The sequence below is a fragment of the Streptomyces sp. RPT161 genome, from assembly GCF_027533845.1.
In the GTDB taxonomy this organism is placed as follows: domain Bacteria; phylum Actinomycetota; class Actinomycetes; order Streptomycetales; family Streptomycetaceae; genus Streptantibioticus_A; species Streptantibioticus_A silvisoli_A.
The window spans coordinates 405,774-421,788 of record NZ_JAPZVN010000004.1 but is presented as its reverse complement, the minus strand read 5'-3'; the positions used below and the strand labels follow the sequence as shown (position 1 = coordinate 421,788).

Sequence of the window (16,015 nt, the reverse complement as noted above, 5' to 3'; positions counted from 1 at the left end):
TCGTTGGACGCGATATCGCGTCGGCTGCGACGGTTGGTCCATGACCGCACTGAACACCGTCGGAGTACTGCGCTACTCCGCCTTCACCACCGACCCCTCGGGCGGCAACCCCGCCGGTGTCGTCCTCGACGCCGAAACGCTCGGGGACGACGAGATGCTGTCCATCGCCGCCCGGATCGGCTACTCCGAGACCGCGTTCGTCACGGCACGGGACGACGCGGCGCGCCGCTACCGACTGCGCTACTTCAGTCCCCGCGCCGAAGTCGCCTTCTGCGGGCACGCCACCGTCGCCACGGCCGTCGCCCTCGCCGAACGCGCCGGTGACGGCGAGTTGGTCTTCGACACCCGGGCAGGCGCCGTCCCGGTGGCAACCGGCAGCGGCGGCGCGACGCTCACCAGCGTCCCCGCCCGCTCCCGCCCGGCGGACCGCACGCAGATCGAGCAGACGCTCGACGCCCTGCGCTGGGCCGAGGGTGACCTGGATCCGGCCCTCCCCGCGCACGTCGCCTTCGCGGGCAACGACCACCTCGTCCTCGCCACTCGCACACGGGAGCGGCTCGCCGCCCTCGACTACGACTTCGCGGCACTGGAGGCGGTCATGCGGCGGCACGGCTGGACCACCGTGCATCTTGTGTGGCGGGAGGGCGCCTTCGACTTCCACGCACGTGACCCGTTCCCGGTCGGCGGTGTCGTGGAGGACCCGGCCACCGGCGCCGCGGCCGCCGCCTTCGGCGGTTACCTGCGGTCCCTGGGCCTGGTCACCGGGCCGACGCGGGTCCGTATCCGTCAGGGTGAGGACATGGGCCGTCCCAGCGACCTCCTGGTGGAAGTGTCCGCTGACGACCCCCGCGTCCGCGTCACCGGCCAGGCCGTCCGGATCCCGCAGGAGTGAGACCACGATGAGGACGAGCTACTACCACCTGCCGCACTTCGCGGGAGTCGACTCACTACGGCTGGACGAACGCGACCTGCGGGCTCCCGGGCCGCGTGAGGTGCTGGTCCGGATGCGGGCGTGGTCGCTGAACTACCGCGACCTGATGATCGCCGAAGACGTCTACGGACGCACTCTGAAGCCCGGAGTGGTCCCCCTGTCCGACGGCGCGGGGGAAGTGGTCGAGACCGGGGCCGAGGCCACACGGTGGCGGCCGGGAGACCGGGTCGTGAGCGTCTTCATGCCCGGCTGGCTCTCCGGCCCGCCCACCGCGGAGAAGACCTCGGGCGCGCTGGGCGCCACCACGGACGGCGTCCTCTCGCAGTACGTGGTCTTCGACCAGGACGCCATCGTCGCCGCGCCCTCGCATCTGGACTTCGCCGAGGCCGCGACACTGCCGTGCGCCGCGGTGACCGCATGGCACGCGGTGGCGGTCCGCGGCCGATCCGCCCCGGGACAGACCGTCCTGACCATGGGCAGCGGCGGCGTCTCGCTGTTCGCGCTGCGGTTCGCCGCGCTGGCCGGCGCCCGCGTTATCGCCACCTCCAGCAGCGACGCCAAGCTGGAGCGGCTGCGCCAACTCGGCGCCGCGGACGGGGTGAACTACTCCCGCACCCCCCAATGGGGCGCAGTGGTGAACGAGTTGACCGGGGGCGGCGTCGACCACGTCGTCGAGGTCGGCGGCGCCGGCACGTTGCCGCAGTCGATCACGGCGGTACGCACGGGTGGCCGCATCAGCCTCATCGGCGTACTCGCCGAAGGCAGCGGGATCGATCCCGCCCCGGTACTGCGCAAGGGCCTCACCCTGCAAGGGATGTTCGTGGGCAGCCGCGAGATGTTCGAGCAGATGAACCGCGCCATCGAGCAGCACCGGCTCCGCCCGGTCATCGACAGCGCCTTCCCGTTCTCGGACACCCTCGCCGCCTACCGCCACTTCCAACGCAGAGGCCACTTCGGCAAGGTCGTCATCACGGACGAATGACCGGACGGTCCAGTTGCACGCGAGTAATACCAGAGCTTACGAACATGCATTTGCCGATATGTGTCGCCCTTCCCAGCGTGGCACGTGCCGCGATGAGAACCGTCCCGCGGTGACTCCCCGACTCCGAAGGACGGGACACCCATGTCCACGCATGCCGTAACCCTCGCGACCGACCGGGCGCTGCTGCCCGAGGCCGTCGCCGCGGTCCGCGCCGCGGGCGCGAAGCTGCGCGAGCGCTTCACCCCCGACGCGCGCCCCGGCGGCCACGAGGAACTCATCGCCGCGCTGCTCACCAACGACCAAGCGTCACTGGGCGAGTTGCGGGCACCGCTGCACGCCGCCCGGCCGAACGCCGGTTGGGTGGTGGACGAACTGGAGGGCGGGGCGCTGCCGGACGGCGAGTGGTGGGTGACCGATCCGGCCGAGGGCAACATCAACCACGTCCACGGCATGCCGGAGTGGTCCGTGACCGCCACGTTGGTGCGCGACAACCAGCCCGTGGTCACCGCGGTGCACCTGCCGCTGACCGACGACACCTACACCGCGGTGCGCGGCGGCGGTGCCTTCCGCAACGGGGTGCGGCTGCGCGCCTCGGCGAAGGAACGACTGGCCGACGGTTACGTGGGCACCGGCCAGGCCAAGCCCGGCGAGGACGCGCGGACGTTCCGGCGCATCGGCCGGTCGCTGACCGCGATGCTCGAATCCGCCCTGGTCACGCGGGTGTCGGTGCCCGCCACGCTGCAACTCGTCCACGTCGCGGCGGGGCGCATGGACGCCTTCTGGCAGTACAGCGACGTGCGCTCCGGGCTGCTGGCGGGCGCGCTGCTGGTGGCCGAGTCCGGCGGGACGGTCACCGACACCCACGGCGACCCCTGGACCTCGGCCAGCCAGGACTTCCTGGCGGCGGCGCCCGCTCTGCACACCGCCGTCGTCCGCGTCCTGTCCTCCGTCAACTGACCACCGGGAGCACCGTGAACACCCTCGCCATCCTGGGATCGGGCCGCGTCGCGGCCACGCTGGCGGACAAGCTGTCCGCCGCCGGCCACCGCATCGTCATCGGCACCCGAAACCCCACCACCGCACCGGCCACCTGGACCGGCCGCCCCGTCGCCTTCGCCCTCCCCGAGGAAGCCGTACGCCGCGCCCCGATCGTCATCAACGCCACCCCGGGCGGCAGTTCACTGGACCACCTGAGCGCGCTACGCGAGGCGCTGCACAGCAGGATCCTCGTCGACGTCTCCAACGCGCCCGGCCGCGGCGTCGCCGAACCCCTCCAACTGGCCCTGCCGGGAACCCGCGTGGTCAAGACGCTCAACACCATGCACTTCGCCGTCATGGCCGATCCCCACGCCCTGAACTCCGCACCCAGGGCCTTCGTCTCGGGCGACGATCCGGCCGCCAAGTCGGCCGTCGCCGCACTCCTCGCCGACCTGGGCTGGCCTCCCGACTGGATCGAGGACCTGGGCGACATCACCACGGCCCGCGGCACCGAGGCGGTGATGCTGCTCGTACCCGCTCTGCTGCGCAATCGGGGGCCGCGGCCGTTCGCGATCACGGTGGCGGACTGAACTCGGGGGCGGCTCCCCACCGCGTACTGCTTCAGGTGCCGTCGGCCTCGCCCACCGGCAACCCCTGCTCGGCCCAGATGGTCTTGCCGGTGGGTGTGTAACGCGTGCCCCAGTGCTGGGCCATCTGGGCGATGATGAACAGCCCGCGGCCGCCCTCGTCGTCGGTGGCGGCACGGCGCAGGTGGGGGGAGGTGTGGCCGGTGTCGGAGACCTCGCAGATCAGGGTCCGGTCCCGGATCAGCCGGACGTGGATCGGGCCGTCGGCGTACCGGATGGCGTTGGTGGTCAGCTCACTGACGATGAGTTCGGTGGTGAACGCCAGCTCCTCCAGGCCCCATTGGGCGAGCTGGGCGGCGACCGCGGAGCGCACACGGCCGACCTTCTCGGGGTCTGCGGGGAGTTCCCACACCGCCACCTGATGCTCGCCGAGCACCCGGGTGCGTGCCAGGAGCAGCGCCGCGTCGTCGTCCACCGGCCCGGGCAGCAGGGTCGCGACCGCCCGGTCGCACAGCTCCTCCAGTGGGCGCCGGTGCTGGGCGAGGGTTTCGGCCAACTGGGCGAGCCCGGTGTCGGTGCGGCCGGCGGCCTGGACCAGCCCGTCGGTGAACAGGGCGATGAGACTGCCCGGCGGAAGCTGGAGTTCCGTGCTCTGGTACGGCAGACCGCCGACGCCCAGCGGCGGCCCGGGCGGCAGCTCGGGATAGCTGGCGACGCCGCTGTGCGGGGTGACCACCGCCGGCAGCGTGTGTCCGGCCCGGGCCATGCTGCACCGCCCGGACACCGGGTCGTACACCGCGTACAGGCAGGTCACCCCGCGTGCCTCGTCGTCTCCCTGCCGGGCGTCGGCGACGCCGTCTTCGGAGTCCTTCAGCGCCACCAGGTCGTCCAGCCTGGACAGCACCTCGTCCGGGGCGAGGTCCAGCCGGGCCAGCACCCGTACCCCGGTACGCAGCCGGCCCATGGTGGCGGCGGCGCGCAGACCGTGGCCGAGCACGTCGCCGACGACCAAGCCGACCCGCGTACCGGACAGCGGGATGACGTCGAACCAGTCGCCGCCCACCCCGGACCCGCTGTCGGCGGGCACATACCGGCTGGCCAGCTCCACGGCTGTCTGCGGCGGCAGCCGCTGCGGCAGCAGGTTGCGCTGGAGCCTGAGCGCCGAGGTGTGCTCACGGGTGATGACCAGCATCAGCACGACGCCGAGCAGCAGCGCGCCCAGGCCCACCACGGTCACCCCGCCGACCTGTCCCACCAGCGGTACGTGGACCGAGGTCACGCCGTACTTCGGGTTCGCGTACACGTCGAAGGCGGCGTAGCAGAACAGGAACAGCATCATCAGCCCGCCGAGCCCCGGCAGCAGGCCCTTGAACAGCAGGTCCCTGACGCTACGGGTGAGCACCCCGCGGTAGTACCAGACGCAGGCGAAGCCGGTGAGGCCGTAGTAGAAAGCGATCGCCAGGCCCACCGACTGGATCGAGTCGGCCAGTACGTCACGGCTGAACGCGGTCAGCAGCACCAGGAAGCCGATCGAGGCCAGGCCCATGCCGACCGTCGACCAGGTCGGGGTGAGGAACCTGCGGTGCACCCGGGCGAAGCGGGACGGCACGGCCTTGTGCGCGGCCATGGAGAAGACGGTCCTGGCCATCGGCAGGATGGTGGTCTGGGCCGACGACACCGCCGACGTCAGCACCATGAGGACCAGCAGCCGGGACAGGAACAGTCCGGTGCCGTGGCTGCCGAAGACGGCGTTGCCCAGGCCGGAGAGCACATCACCCGAGTGGGCGGCGTTGCCGAGGCCCATCCCGGTGCGGCCGATCCCGGCGAAGGCCTGCGCGGAGGTGGCGACCAGGCCGTAGAGGCCCAGCAGCAGCAGGGTGGAGACGACCGCGGCGCGGCCGGGGATGTGCGTGCTGTCGGCGGTCTCCTCGTTGACCGTGACGGCGGTGTCCCAGCCCCAGTAGATGAAGACCGCGGCCAGGATGCCCTCGGTGAGCGCCCTGGGGGAGGCCACCTGGAAGGGGTCGAACCACGAGGCGGACACACGCATCGCGGTCGGCGGGTTGCCGGTGTACACCCTGACCAGGGCGGTCACCGCGAACAGGAGCAGCACCGCCACCTCGATGCACAGCAGCCAGCGCTGCACGGTGGCAGACAGCTCGATGCCCACGTAGCAGATCGCGGTCATCACGATGATCCAGCCGACTCCCGCGACGGTCGTCCACAGCCGGTTGCCCGCGAGCGCGTCGTAGCCCAGCAGCCGGAAGCCGTAGATACCGGCGATCTCGGCGAGGTTCGCCATCACGATGATGTCGGCGACGATGATGCCCCAGCCGCCCATCCAGCCGATGCGCGGGCCGAAGGCCCGGGTCGCCCAGGTGAAGGTGGTACCGCAGTCGGCGTTGCCCGCGTTCAGCTCCCGGTACGCGTATGCGATCAGCAGCATCGGGACGAAGGCCAGCATCGTGATGATGGGCGCCTGGAGGCCGACGCCCGCCACGATGAGGCCGAGCGCGGCGGCGAGGCTGTACGCCGGTGCGGTGGACGCCAGGCCGATGACGACCGAGGAGAACAGCCCCAGGGTGCCGCTCTTGAGCCCCTTTCGCCCCGCACCGGCGTCTGGCGCGAGCCGGGCGGCGTCGGTGGCACCACCAAAGAGCTTCACACCTGATTCCAACTCCGCGCTTCCCGGCCCGCAACGCCGGGCCGGGATGGCGGGCGGCACGGACGGCCATCTGGGGGCCGCGCCGTCAGATGGCCGGTCCCGAACGAACCGGGACGCACACCCCACCGCGCCCCGCACCCCGCCACACGCACCGCAACGATCACGCGTGTCCCCGCCCACCCGCCGCCCCCAGTGACCACATCCGCAGGCTCCCTGACGTAGCGTCAGCTACCTCAACGCCCTTGTGCGACCGCGTAGTTCACGTGCGCCCACTCCGTGATCCCAAGCCCCGCCTCATCCCGGCCTTAACGGACCCCAAAGTCGCACTCCGCGCCCCCGAAACCGCCTAAGTTCATTGCCGCCCGGGCACCACCCACCCCCGAAAACCAGAGGTAACGGCACATGAGCGCGCACCGTCGCACCGACGCGGGAAAGCGGAGGCACCGCCTCTCACGCAGGCCGCGCCTACGGCTGGCACTGGCAGGAGGCGCGGCGATCGCCGTCCTGGGCGGTGGCACCGCCTTCGCCTGCCTGGGCGCCCCCGGCCAGCCACCCACCACAGCCGCCGCACGGCAGTCCGCACAACGGGCGACCGGCCAGGAACCGGCGTCCGACACCACCTGGACCCCCGGCCCGACCCCAGCCACCGCCCGTACCCCGGCGCCGCGCATACCGGCCGCCCACCGCACCCGGCGCCCGCGGCCACCCGCCCCCCAGGGCACCGCCAACGCCGATGACCCGCTCCAGCAGGTGCTAGCGGTGATCAACAAGGCGCGGGCCGCCCATGGCCTACCCGGGTACACCCTGCTGAACGGGCTCACCCGAGCCGCCGCCGCGCACAACCAGGTGATGGCCGACGGCTGCGGCCTGTCCCACCAGTGCCCCAACGAGCCGCCGTTCTACGAACGCGACCAGGCGCAGGGCGTACCGGCCTCGGCGGGCGGCGAGAACATAGGCGAGGGCGGCCCGTTGAGCGACACGCGGCGGGCGGTGGCATCGATGGCCATCCAACTGACGCAGGGCATGCTGGACGAGAAGCCACCGAACGACGGCCACCGCCGGAACATTCTGAGCTCCACCTACGCCCACATAGGCATCGCCACCTACCGCGACCCAGCGGGCACGGTCTGGCTCACCCAGGACTTCTCCCAGTAGCGGCGCGCGCCAGCGGTAACTCCCTTGAGCCGTAACCCAGTTGGGCCGGAGGGCGAACAGGGGTGCCACCCGCCGAAGGCGGCTGACACCCCTTGCCCCGCGGTCAGTCGGGGGCGTCTGACTCCGCCGGCCAGACCACGTCGTCCGCCATCTTCTGAAGCGCCGCCACATGGCCGACGAACGCCCTGCGCCCCCGCCAGGTCAGCGACAGCCAGGTCTGCGGCATGCTGCCCACGATGCTCTTGCGCACCGTGACGAAGCCTTCCTTCTTCAGACCGGACACATGCTTCGACAGCAGCGAATCGGACAACTCCAACCGATCGCGAACCACCCGGAACTGGGCCGACGCGCAGCCCGACAGCAGTGCGACGATCTTCAGCCGGGTGGGCTGGAGGAACCCCTCCACCAACTCCGCCCGTTCCCCGGTCACTTCCTGCGCGCCCTTTCGCGCATCCCCGTGGGGACCCAGCCGAGCACCCCCGCGAGCAGCAAGGCCCAGCCGAGCCCGTCCGCGAGCCAGACCACGACCTCGACGCTGACCACGGCGAGTTCAAGCCACATGAACCGCCAACGCTGCCCCATCGTCAGCCCGGCTCCCGGCAGCGGGGTGATGCCGCCACGCCGCACGAACAGCACCGTGCCGACCAGTACGCCGACGGCCGCCACGAACCCGATGGCGATCAGCGGTTCCATCCAGCTGGTCCCGCGCAGCAGCAGCGATCCGCCGAAACTGAACGCCGCGACGCTGAAGAGGCTCCCGGGAACGACGAAGGACCAGGCCGACTCGTCCTTGCGGGAGAGCTGCCGAGCGTGGCCGATCGTGTCGAGTGCTTCGCTCACATCCATGACTTGAATGCTAGGAAAGTACTTGAATCAACGTCAAGTAGGTGGGGGCGCAGAACGGCCGGGCACCCAACCGGCTTTCTTGGCCGATGCTTTGCCCCCCGCCCGCAACCGTTCGCACGGGTCCCGTGTCTCAGACGGCGGTGACATCTGACCTGACATGAACGGAGCAGGAGCGTGGGGCGGAGAAAGCGCAGCGCTGGGGTAGCACTACTGGCCGGTGCGGTACTGGCCGGTACGGGTGTGTTCGGCGGCAACGCGATGGCGGCGACGCCGGACGGCAAGGCGGCGACCAAGGCGCCGGTGAAGGCGAGCGCGCCGCAGGCCGCCAAGGACAAGGCGGGTGCGCGCCCGGCAGCGGCCCACTCGTCGCGCGCGGCGATGCTGCTGGACTCGATCACGCCCAGCAGCGGTAGCACCGTGGGCGTGGCCATGCCGATATCGGTGGTGTTCTCCAACCCCGTGGCGCCCTCGGCCCGGGCCAACATCGAGCGGCACCTGAAGGTGACCACCTCGGTACCGGTCACCGGCGCGTGGCACTGGTTCGGCGACCGGCGGGTCGACTTCCGCCCGCAGAAGTTCTGGCCGTCCGGCACCAGGGTCACGCTCAACGCCAACCTGACCGGAGTAGGCGACGGTTACGGCCGCTACGGCGTCCACGGCTACCAGCACACCTTCACAATCGGCGCCGACGTCGAGGCCACCATCTCCGTGCCGGGCCACACCATGAGGGTGTACCGGAACGGCAAGCTGGTACGCACCATGCCGATCGACGCGGGCAGCCCGCAGTTCCCGTCCTGGGACGGCACCATGGCGGTGATCGACAAGCAGGCCAAGGTGCGGATGACGTCGTGCAGCGTGGGCATCACCTGCGACCCGCACAACCCCAACTACTACGACATCACGCTGCCTTGGGACGTCCACCTGACCTTCTCGGGCACGTACGTCCACTACTCCACGGCCGACCCGCACCCGGGCCACGCCAACGGCTCGCACGGCTGCGTCCACCTGTCGCTGGCCGACTCCGAGTGGTTCTACAACTACGCCAAGCAAGGCGACCCGGTCACCATCACGGGTTCACCGCGCGGCAAGGCCGCCGGGGACAACGGCTACGCGGACTACGACCTGAGCTGGTCGCAGTGGCTGGCGGGGAGCGCCACCGGCGCCACCACCGCCTGACTCCCGTACCGCACCGCCCAGGCCCAGGTCAGCGACCTGGGCCTGGGCGTTTTTCGCGGCACCGTATCTGCGAAACATGCCGCCGAGTCCGAATTTTGGCCTTTGCTTTGCAACCTCCCTGGAACCCGTTGCTTACAGTCGATGTCTCTGGGGATGTTGAAATCCGATGAAGTGACGTGAGTGGAGCAAGGCGTGGGGCGGATCAAGCGCAGCATCGGGATGGCACTACTGGCTGGTGCGGTGCTGACAAGCGCCACCGCGTGCGGTGGGCACGCGATGGCCTCGACCACCGACGCGAAGGCGTCCGCGCAGCCCGGCACGAAGGCCAAGCCGAGCGCGCACCCGTCGCCGACCCGGCCCGCCGGGCCGCCGATGCTGCTGGACACCATCGCACCGGAGAACGGCAGCACCGTGGGCGTGGCCATGCCGATATCGGTCCAGTTCTCCAACCCGGTGGCGCACTCGGCCCGGGCCGCCGTCGAGCGGCACCTGAAGGTGACCACCTCGACACCGGTCACCGGCGCGTGGCACTGGTTCAGCGACACCCGGGTCGACTTCCGGCCCAAGGACTACTGGCCGTCCGGCACCAAGGTCACCCTCAACGCCGACCTGAACGGGGTCAGCGACGGAAACGGCCGCTACGGCACCCGTAGCTACCAGCACAGCTTCACCATCGGCGCCGACTTCGAAGCCAGCGTCTCGGTGACCGGACACACCATGAAGGTCACCCGCAACGGCTCGGTGGTGCGCACCATGGCCATCGACGCGGGCAGCCCGGACTTCCCGTCCTGGGACGGCACCATGGCCGTGATGGACAAGCAGGCCAAGGTGCGGATGACCTCGTGCAGCGTGGGCATCACCTGCGACAAGAGCAACCCGAACTTCTACGACCTGACGCTGCCCTGGGACGTACAGCTCACCACGTCCGGCACGTACGTCCACTACTCCACCGGCGACCCGTACCCGGGCCACAGCTACGGCTCGCACGGCTGCGTCCACCTGTCGCTGGACGACGCGAAGTGGTTCTACAACAACGTCGAGCAGGGCGACCCGGTGACCATCTCCGGCTCGCCGCGCGGCGACGCCGCCGGGGACAACGGCTACGCGGACTTCAACGTCTCCTGGACCCAGTGGCTGGCGGACAGCGCCACCGGCCAGCAGACCACCGGCGCCTAGGCGTCAAGCGGGCGGTAAGCGGGCCCGGCCCGGCTACCGCCCGCACAGCTCCATCGGCCATACTGCCCGCCGTGGAGCACCGCATAGGTCAGAACAGCCCGTCCGTGCACGCCGCCGGAACCGATCCGGCGTACGTCCCCGGCCTGACCCCGCCGCGCCCTGCCGAGGCGGAGGAGCAGCCGCCGGTACCGGACGCCGTGCTGCCCGACGCCGCACAGGACGCCCGCACCGAACCGGAGACGGAACCCGAACCGGAGGCAGCCGCCGCCGAGGAGGAGCCGCGACCGGTGGCCGACGGCCCGGCCTTCGAGGTGTCCGACCGACGCGGTTCGATCACCGTCGACAGCACCGGCGTCACCCTCCGGCTGGACGACGAGACGGCCGAGTTCGGCTGGTCGGAGATCGGCGCGGTGGAGATGGACACCCCCCGGTTCGGCCGCCGCCTCACCGTCACCGTGTACACCACCGGCCGCCGCAGCTACGACGCCGACATCGAGGCTCCCAACCGGAGCCTGCCCAAGCAGTGGGCGGCGGAACTGGACGCGGTACTGGAGTCCTACTTCGAGGGCACCGAGACCGCGGGCTGATCCGCGGTCACCGGCCCTCGCGGTCACCGGCCCTCGCGGTCACCGGCCCCGCGGTCCCGGGCGCCGCGCTCCTGCCCGCGCGGCCCGGCATCCACGGCGCCGAAGATCATCCTGGCGGCCACCCCCATCAGCGCCGGCGCTGGTAACGGGGGGAGACGGCACGGCTCCGGACGGTGGCACCGGTAGGTCCTCTCCCAAAACGGGAAGAGGTCAGAAGGGGCCACACATGGAGGTTTCTATGACTTCACATGCCTACCGGGCCGGCGTGGCAGAGCAGGAAGGCCGCGGTCTGGCGGTGTTCGCAGGGGTCATGCTGGGACTGCTGGCACTCTTCAACGGACTCGACGGCATCGCGGCCATCGTCAACTCGCACGTCTTCCTCGGCAACGCCCACTTCGTCCTCGGCGACCTGCGGACCTTCGGCTGGCTGCTGCTCGCGCTGGCGATCCTCCAGGCGTTCGCCTGCGTCGGCGTACTGTCGACGGGGGCCGAGTGGGCGCGCTGGTTCGGCGTCGTGGTGCTGGGCCTGAACGCGTTCGCGCACATGTTCTTCATCCCGGCCTACCCCGTGTGGTCCGTACTGATCATCGCCTTGGACGTCGCCGCCATCTACGGGCTGAGCGTCTACGGCGGGCGCGTCCAGTCGGCTCGGTCACCGTAGGAACATGTTCGCGTGCCTACAGTAGGCGCCATGCGAGGACACCGCGCCCAGGCGTTCATGGCGACCGTGGCGGCACTGCTGGTGTGCGCCGCCTGCTCCGGTGGCGGACCGAAGACCGCGCCCGGCGGCCCGCCGACCGGCACGACGGCCACCGGCCTCACGCTCACCCGGGGCCAGGGCTTCGACCGGTCCGGTGCCTTCGTCCGGCTGATGACCTGTGACGACCCACGGGACTACTCACCGGGCCTGAACTTCGCGCATGTGCCCGCGGGGACCGCCGAACTCGCCGTGTCCATGGTCGACTTGGACGCACACAAGATCCACTGGCTGCAGCTCGGCATCCCCGCCGACGCCCACGGCCTGACCGCCCACCACCTCACGCCGGGCGCCCGCGAGGCGCTCAACGACTTCGGCGAGGCCACCTACGACGGCCCGTGTCCACCACACGGCACCACGCACCACTACCAACTCACCCTGTACGCACTGCGCGAGCGGACCCCCGCGTCCCTGAACGCCAAGACCCCGCCCGCCCAGACCCTGCGCGAACTGCAGCACCGGGCGGTCGCCTCCGCGACGCTGGTGGCCCCCTACACCCGCCGCTGACCCGGGCGTCCCGCGTTCCCTCCTACCGCCGGGCCCCGGCCCCTCTTGAGCGACCGGACCTTGTACGGGACAGGCCCGCGCCCCGCGGGCCGCCTCACCGCCTTTCCAGGCGCAGCGCCAGCGCCGGGCAGCGGGCCACCGCCCTGCGGGCGCGCGGCAGCAGGTAGTCCGGGAGCGGGGCGTCGTCGAAGACCGGGTAGCCGTCACGGTCCAGGCGCATCGCCTCCGGGAGGAGGTCGGCGCACAGCCCGTGCCCCACGCACAACGTCCAGTCCACGGCGAGCCGTTCGCCGACACCCGGCCCGTCGTCCGTCGGCAGTGGGAGCAGCCCGGCCACCGGTCGCCCGCAGCCGCCGCCCAGCACATGGGCGGCCAGGTCATCGGTGAACGTGTTCACCGCCGACAGTACGAACCGGGCCGAACCGTCCGGGTGTTTGCACGCGCCCCGGCCGCGCACCGACCCCGCGTACTGCCGTAGCGTCTCCAAGGCGGGTTGCCCGCCGCCGGCCAGCACGTCGGCCAGCGCACCGGCGAGCGCGGGCAGGCCCAGGCGGCACGGCCCGCACTGGCCCGCGGTCTCGGCCGCCAGCCACCGCGCGACCAGCAGCGTCTCACCCAGCGGGCACACGTCGTACGACAGCGGCAGCACCGCCCCCGCGCCGAGCGTCGCCCGGTGCGCGGCCATGCTGGTACGGGAGATCGAGGCCATCGAGGCGGCGCTGGGATCCAGCCAGGCGCCGTGGTAGCCGCCGACCAGCACACCCTGGCCGATGCCGGTGCCGCAGCTCTCCAGTACGTGCGCCAGCGGCACCCCGGTCGGGGTCTCCACCACCACCCGTCGCGGCACCGAGCCGCCGAGGGTGAGCAGCACCGTGCCCGGCTCCTCGGGCGCACCCGTCGCGGCGTAGTACTCCGCGCCCATCCGGGCGGCCACCGCGATCTGCGCGAACGTCTCGGTGTTGGACACCAGCGTGGGCAGCCCGGACAGCCCGCGCTCGGCGGACCGCACCCGGCGGCCGGGCGGCAGCGCGGGGCCGCCGTCCGCCGCCCTCAGCAACGCCGTTGCCTCGCCGGATACGAAACGCTCCGGCATCCGGAACACCCGGGCCCGCAGCCGCCGTCCGCGCCGGTCGGACAGCCCGCGCTCGGCCAGCGCCGCGCGCACCGACTCCTCCAGCGGCCCCTGGGTGACGCCCACCACCAGTTGCTCAGCGCCCAGCGCCTCGGCGGCCAACAACGCGCCGTCCAGCACCAGATGAGGGGCGCGGGCCAGCAGCACGGTGTCCTTGCGGCAGGCCGGTTCGCCCTCGCAGCCGTTGACCACCACGGCGGTACGGGTGCGCCGCTTGCGGGCCGAGTCGGCCACGGCGCGCAGTTTCCGGGCGAAGGGGAAGCCCGCGCCGCCCCGGCCGCGCAGGTCGATGTCCGTTGCCAGCTCGGTGAGTTGGGGCAGCGTGAGGTCGGGCAGCGGGCCGTGTACGGACAGGTGTGTGGTCCAGTCCAGTCGCGCCGCCATGTCCATTCCGGCGGTCAGTCGCGGCAGTCCGAACGGGCGCACCTCGGGCAGGTCGCTGGCCAGGCTGCGTACCGGCAGGTTGTTCATCGGCGGCCCTCGATCCGTGACCGGGTCGTCTCCGGGGCGTACGGGTACGGCGGGTTCCTGCGGTCCGTCCGTCTGCGCCGACCGCCCGCCCGGCGGCGGCCGGTCGGCGCGATGGGGGGACGACGTATCGACGGGGCGCGTTCCTGGCGGGCCGGTCCGCGCATGCGCACCGCCACCACGGCCGTGACGGCGATCATGCAGGCGATGTACGACGCGGTGACCCACCACGCGGCGGGCCGCCCCGCCTTCAGCCCGTGCACCAGCGCCGCCAGCCAGGAGACATACGAGGCCGCGTGCAGGATCCGCCAGCGCACCGGGTGCCGCCGGGCGGCGAACGCCCTGCGGGCCACCCCGGTGCCCACCGCGAGCACCAGCAGGTAGCCCGCGACCACACCGACCGCGATCAGCACGCCGCGGGCGGAGAACCCGATCGGCACGAACGCCGCTACGAGCGAGGCGTGCTGCTCGGAGACCTTGATGCCGACGTGCAGCACCAGGAAACCCAGCGATATGACGCCAAGCCCCCGGTGCACGCCCTGCGCCCACAGCCGACCACGTGGGCCGAGGAAGGCGGTGTCGGTGCTGATGACCCCCCACAGCACCGCGCCGGTGAGCGCCACCAGCGAGATGACACCGGCGAAGTAGTCCAGGAAGCCGCGCACCCCCGCACCGGCGCTCAGTACCAGGCCGAGCCCCACGGCGCTGGCCACCACGGCCAGCACGGTGCCCAGCAACATCCTCGTGGACGGGCTGAGTTCGACGGCGATCGTCGGCGGGCCGCCCAAGGCGTCCGCCGAATCGTTGAAGCGCCCACGTGCTTGGCCGCGCCCCGAATCCACCGCTCGCCTCATCACGCTCCGATCTCCCCTGCCGATGCCGATCCGTTTGGCCTTGGTTACGGAATCGAGACGTTGGCGGTTCAATCGGGAACTCACGTGTCCGGTCGGTCAGTTCACGCTGCACACCAGGGCATGCCGGATGCGGTCCCGGTACCCCCGCGCCCCACTGCTCCGGGTCGCGTATGTGGGCATCGGGGCCTGACGCGGCCTCAGTCGCCCTTCGCCTTGGCGTAGGCGGCGGCGATCGTGCGGAAGACGTGCTTCGGGCGGAGCGTGCCGTCCGGGAGGACGGCCTGTACGCCGTAAGCGGCCATGTCGGTGTCGCGGGCGGGGTCGGAGGAGTGGTGTATGAGGTGCCAGGAGGCGTAGGTGAACCAGAAGGCGGCGTCCAGGCCCTCCTCCTCGAACACGGCGAGGAGTTCGGAGAAGTACCGGGACTGCTCCCGCTCGTCGCGCTCCAACCGCTCCTTGAGGCGGCGTTCGCCGTCGGCGCCCTTCTCCAGCACCATCCATCCCGCGCCGCCGCGAGCGGCCGCGCCCCGGTACGTACAGCAGCCGAACTCGGTGGCGACCACCGGCTTGCCGTGCCGAAGGTGTCCGCGTACCTCGTCAGGGAACGTGGCCTCGTTGTAGTGGGCACGGTAGGCGTCCACGCCGACGATGTCGAACGGCGTCCAGTCGATGTGCTCCCACGGTCCGGACGCGTAACTGATCGGCCCGCCGAAGTGCTTGTGGGCCTCGTCCGCGACATCGGCGAGGAGGGTGTTCAACCGGGCAATGACCGCCGGGAGTTCGGTGGTGTACCACTGGCTCGGCGAGTGCATCATGGCGTTCAGCCGGGCGTCGAGATCGTCGCCGGGGATGAAGCCCGGGTTGAAGAGGCTCACCTCGCAGCCCGTGACGTAGACGACCTCGGCGCCGGTGGCGCGTATCCGCTGCGCGCGCCGGGCGCACTCGGCGAAGTACTCGATCAGCTGCTCGCGGGCCATGTTGCAGGGGAACGGCGCGAACCACACCTCGAGCCCGGCCTCCGCGGCCGCCTGCGCGGCGACGGAGAGCCGCTCGGGGTCGGCGCCGGAGACGCGTACCGCGTCGCAGTGGAGTTCGTTGACGATGACCGCCATGTCGCGGCGCACAGCGTCGGCGTCGAAGTGCGGACGGCTGCTCTCGTCTCCGAACGGGTCGAACCCGGTGTCGTAGTTGATTCCGTGACGGCGCATGTCAAC

16 protein-coding genes are annotated in these 16,015 nt (G+C 71.4%); 10 read left to right on the top strand and 6 right to left on the bottom strand.

Annotated features, from left to right (window positions below; genetic code table 11):
* Nucleotides 1-40 precede the first annotated feature (40 nt).
* The 4 genes from O5O46_RS12980 (at nucleotide 41) to O5O46_RS12965 (ending at nucleotide 3,481) form a co-directional block, all read left to right on the top strand.
* Nucleotides 41-892: a PhzF family phenazine biosynthesis isomerase gene (locus tag O5O46_RS12980; protein WP_269855511.1), complete on the top strand. Its 852-nt coding sequence runs from the start codon at nucleotides 41-43 to the stop codon at nucleotides 890-892.
* 7 nt (nucleotides 893-899) lie between these two features.
* Nucleotides 900-1,913, top strand: coding sequence for a zinc-dependent alcohol dehydrogenase family protein (locus tag O5O46_RS12975; protein WP_269855510.1), 1,014 nt, complete (start codon nucleotides 900-902; stop codon nucleotides 1,911-1,913).
* A gap of 141 nt (nucleotides 1,914-2,054) precedes the next feature.
* On the top strand, nucleotides 2,055-2,870 hold the full coding sequence (locus O5O46_RS12970) for an inositol monophosphatase family protein (protein WP_269855509.1): 816 nt from the start codon (nucleotides 2,055-2,057) through the stop codon (nucleotides 2,868-2,870).
* A 14-nt stretch (nucleotides 2,871-2,884) separates the two neighbouring features.
* Entirely contained in the window at nucleotides 2,885-3,481 is a 597-nt protein-coding gene (locus tag O5O46_RS12965) for an NADPH-dependent F420 reductase (protein ID WP_269855508.1), read from the top strand.
* A gap of 31 nt (nucleotides 3,482-3,512) precedes the next feature.
* Here the strand turns inward: O5O46_RS12965 and O5O46_RS12960 are convergent, their stop codons facing one another.
* Nucleotides 3,513-6,143 carry a SpoIIE family protein phosphatase gene (locus O5O46_RS12960; RefSeq protein WP_269855507.1) on the bottom strand — a complete coding sequence of 877 codons (2,631 nt, stop codon included), beginning with the start codon at nucleotides 6,141-6,143 and terminating at the stop codon, nucleotides 3,513-3,515.
* Between the two features lie 402 nt (nucleotides 6,144-6,545).
* Between O5O46_RS12960 and O5O46_RS12955 the strand changes: the two genes are divergently transcribed.
* Nucleotides 6,546-7,298: a CAP domain-containing protein gene (locus tag O5O46_RS12955; protein WP_269855506.1), complete on the top strand. Its 753-nt coding sequence runs from the start codon at nucleotides 6,546-6,548 to the stop codon at nucleotides 7,296-7,298.
* A gap of 103 nt (nucleotides 7,299-7,401) precedes the next feature.
* Here the strand turns inward: O5O46_RS12955 and O5O46_RS12950 are convergent, their stop codons facing one another.
* Complete coding sequence (locus tag O5O46_RS12950) at nucleotides 7,402-7,728, bottom strand: transcriptional regulator (protein WP_269855505.1); 327 nt, start codon at nucleotides 7,726-7,728, stop codon at nucleotides 7,402-7,404.
* A complete protein-coding gene (locus O5O46_RS12945) occupies nucleotides 7,725-8,144 on the bottom strand; it encodes a hypothetical protein (protein ID WP_269855504.1) in 420 nt (139 codons plus the stop codon). The genes O5O46_RS12950 and O5O46_RS12945 overlap by 4 nt, the downstream gene beginning before the upstream one ends.
* Nucleotides 8,145-8,318: 174 nt before the next feature.
* On the opposite strand from O5O46_RS12945, the gene O5O46_RS12940 reads away from it, so the two are divergent.
* From O5O46_RS12940 to O5O46_RS12920, 5 genes are all read left to right on the top strand, one after another.
* Complete coding sequence (locus tag O5O46_RS12940; RefSeq protein WP_269855503.1) at nucleotides 8,319-9,320, top strand: L,D-transpeptidase; 1,002 nt, start codon at nucleotides 8,319-8,321, stop codon at nucleotides 9,318-9,320.
* A gap of 192 nt (nucleotides 9,321-9,512) precedes the next feature.
* A complete protein-coding gene (locus O5O46_RS12935; RefSeq protein WP_269855502.1) occupies nucleotides 9,513-10,496 on the top strand; it encodes a L,D-transpeptidase in 984 nt (327 codons plus the stop codon).
* A gap of 71 nt (nucleotides 10,497-10,567) precedes the next feature.
* Nucleotides 10,568-11,083 (top strand): hypothetical protein, encoded by a 516-nt coding sequence (locus tag O5O46_RS12930; RefSeq protein WP_269855501.1) that lies wholly within the window; start codon nucleotides 10,568-10,570, stop codon nucleotides 11,081-11,083.
* Between the two features lie 238 nt (nucleotides 11,084-11,321).
* On the top strand, nucleotides 11,322-11,744 hold the full coding sequence (locus tag O5O46_RS12925) for a DUF7144 family membrane protein (RefSeq protein WP_269855500.1): 423 nt from the start codon (nucleotides 11,322-11,324) through the stop codon (nucleotides 11,742-11,744).
* A 30-nt stretch (nucleotides 11,745-11,774) separates the two neighbouring features.
* A complete protein-coding gene (locus O5O46_RS12920) occupies nucleotides 11,775-12,347 on the top strand; it encodes a YbhB/YbcL family Raf kinase inhibitor-like protein (protein ID WP_269855499.1) in 573 nt (190 codons plus the stop codon).
* Nucleotides 12,348-12,441: 94 nt separating this feature from the next.
* On the opposite strand, the gene O5O46_RS12915 is transcribed toward O5O46_RS12920, so the two are convergent.
* The 3 genes from O5O46_RS12915 to O5O46_RS12905 form a co-directional block, all read right to left on the bottom strand.
* On the bottom strand, nucleotides 12,442-13,950 hold the full coding sequence (locus O5O46_RS12915; protein ID WP_269855498.1) for an NADH-quinone oxidoreductase subunit NuoF family protein: 1,509 nt from the start codon (nucleotides 13,948-13,950) through the stop codon (nucleotides 12,442-12,444).
* Nucleotides 13,947-14,801 carry a hypothetical protein gene (locus O5O46_RS12910; protein ID WP_269855497.1) on the bottom strand — a complete coding sequence of 285 codons (855 nt, stop codon included), beginning with the start codon at nucleotides 14,799-14,801 and terminating at the stop codon, nucleotides 13,947-13,949. Before O5O46_RS12910 ends, O5O46_RS12915 begins: the two co-directional genes overlap by 4 nt.
* A gap of 197 nt (nucleotides 14,802-14,998) precedes the next feature.
* Entirely contained in the window at nucleotides 14,999-16,009 is a 1,011-nt protein-coding gene (locus O5O46_RS12905) for a hypothetical protein (protein ID WP_269855496.1), read from the bottom strand.
* Between the last annotated feature and the right edge of the window lie 6 nt (nucleotides 16,010-16,015).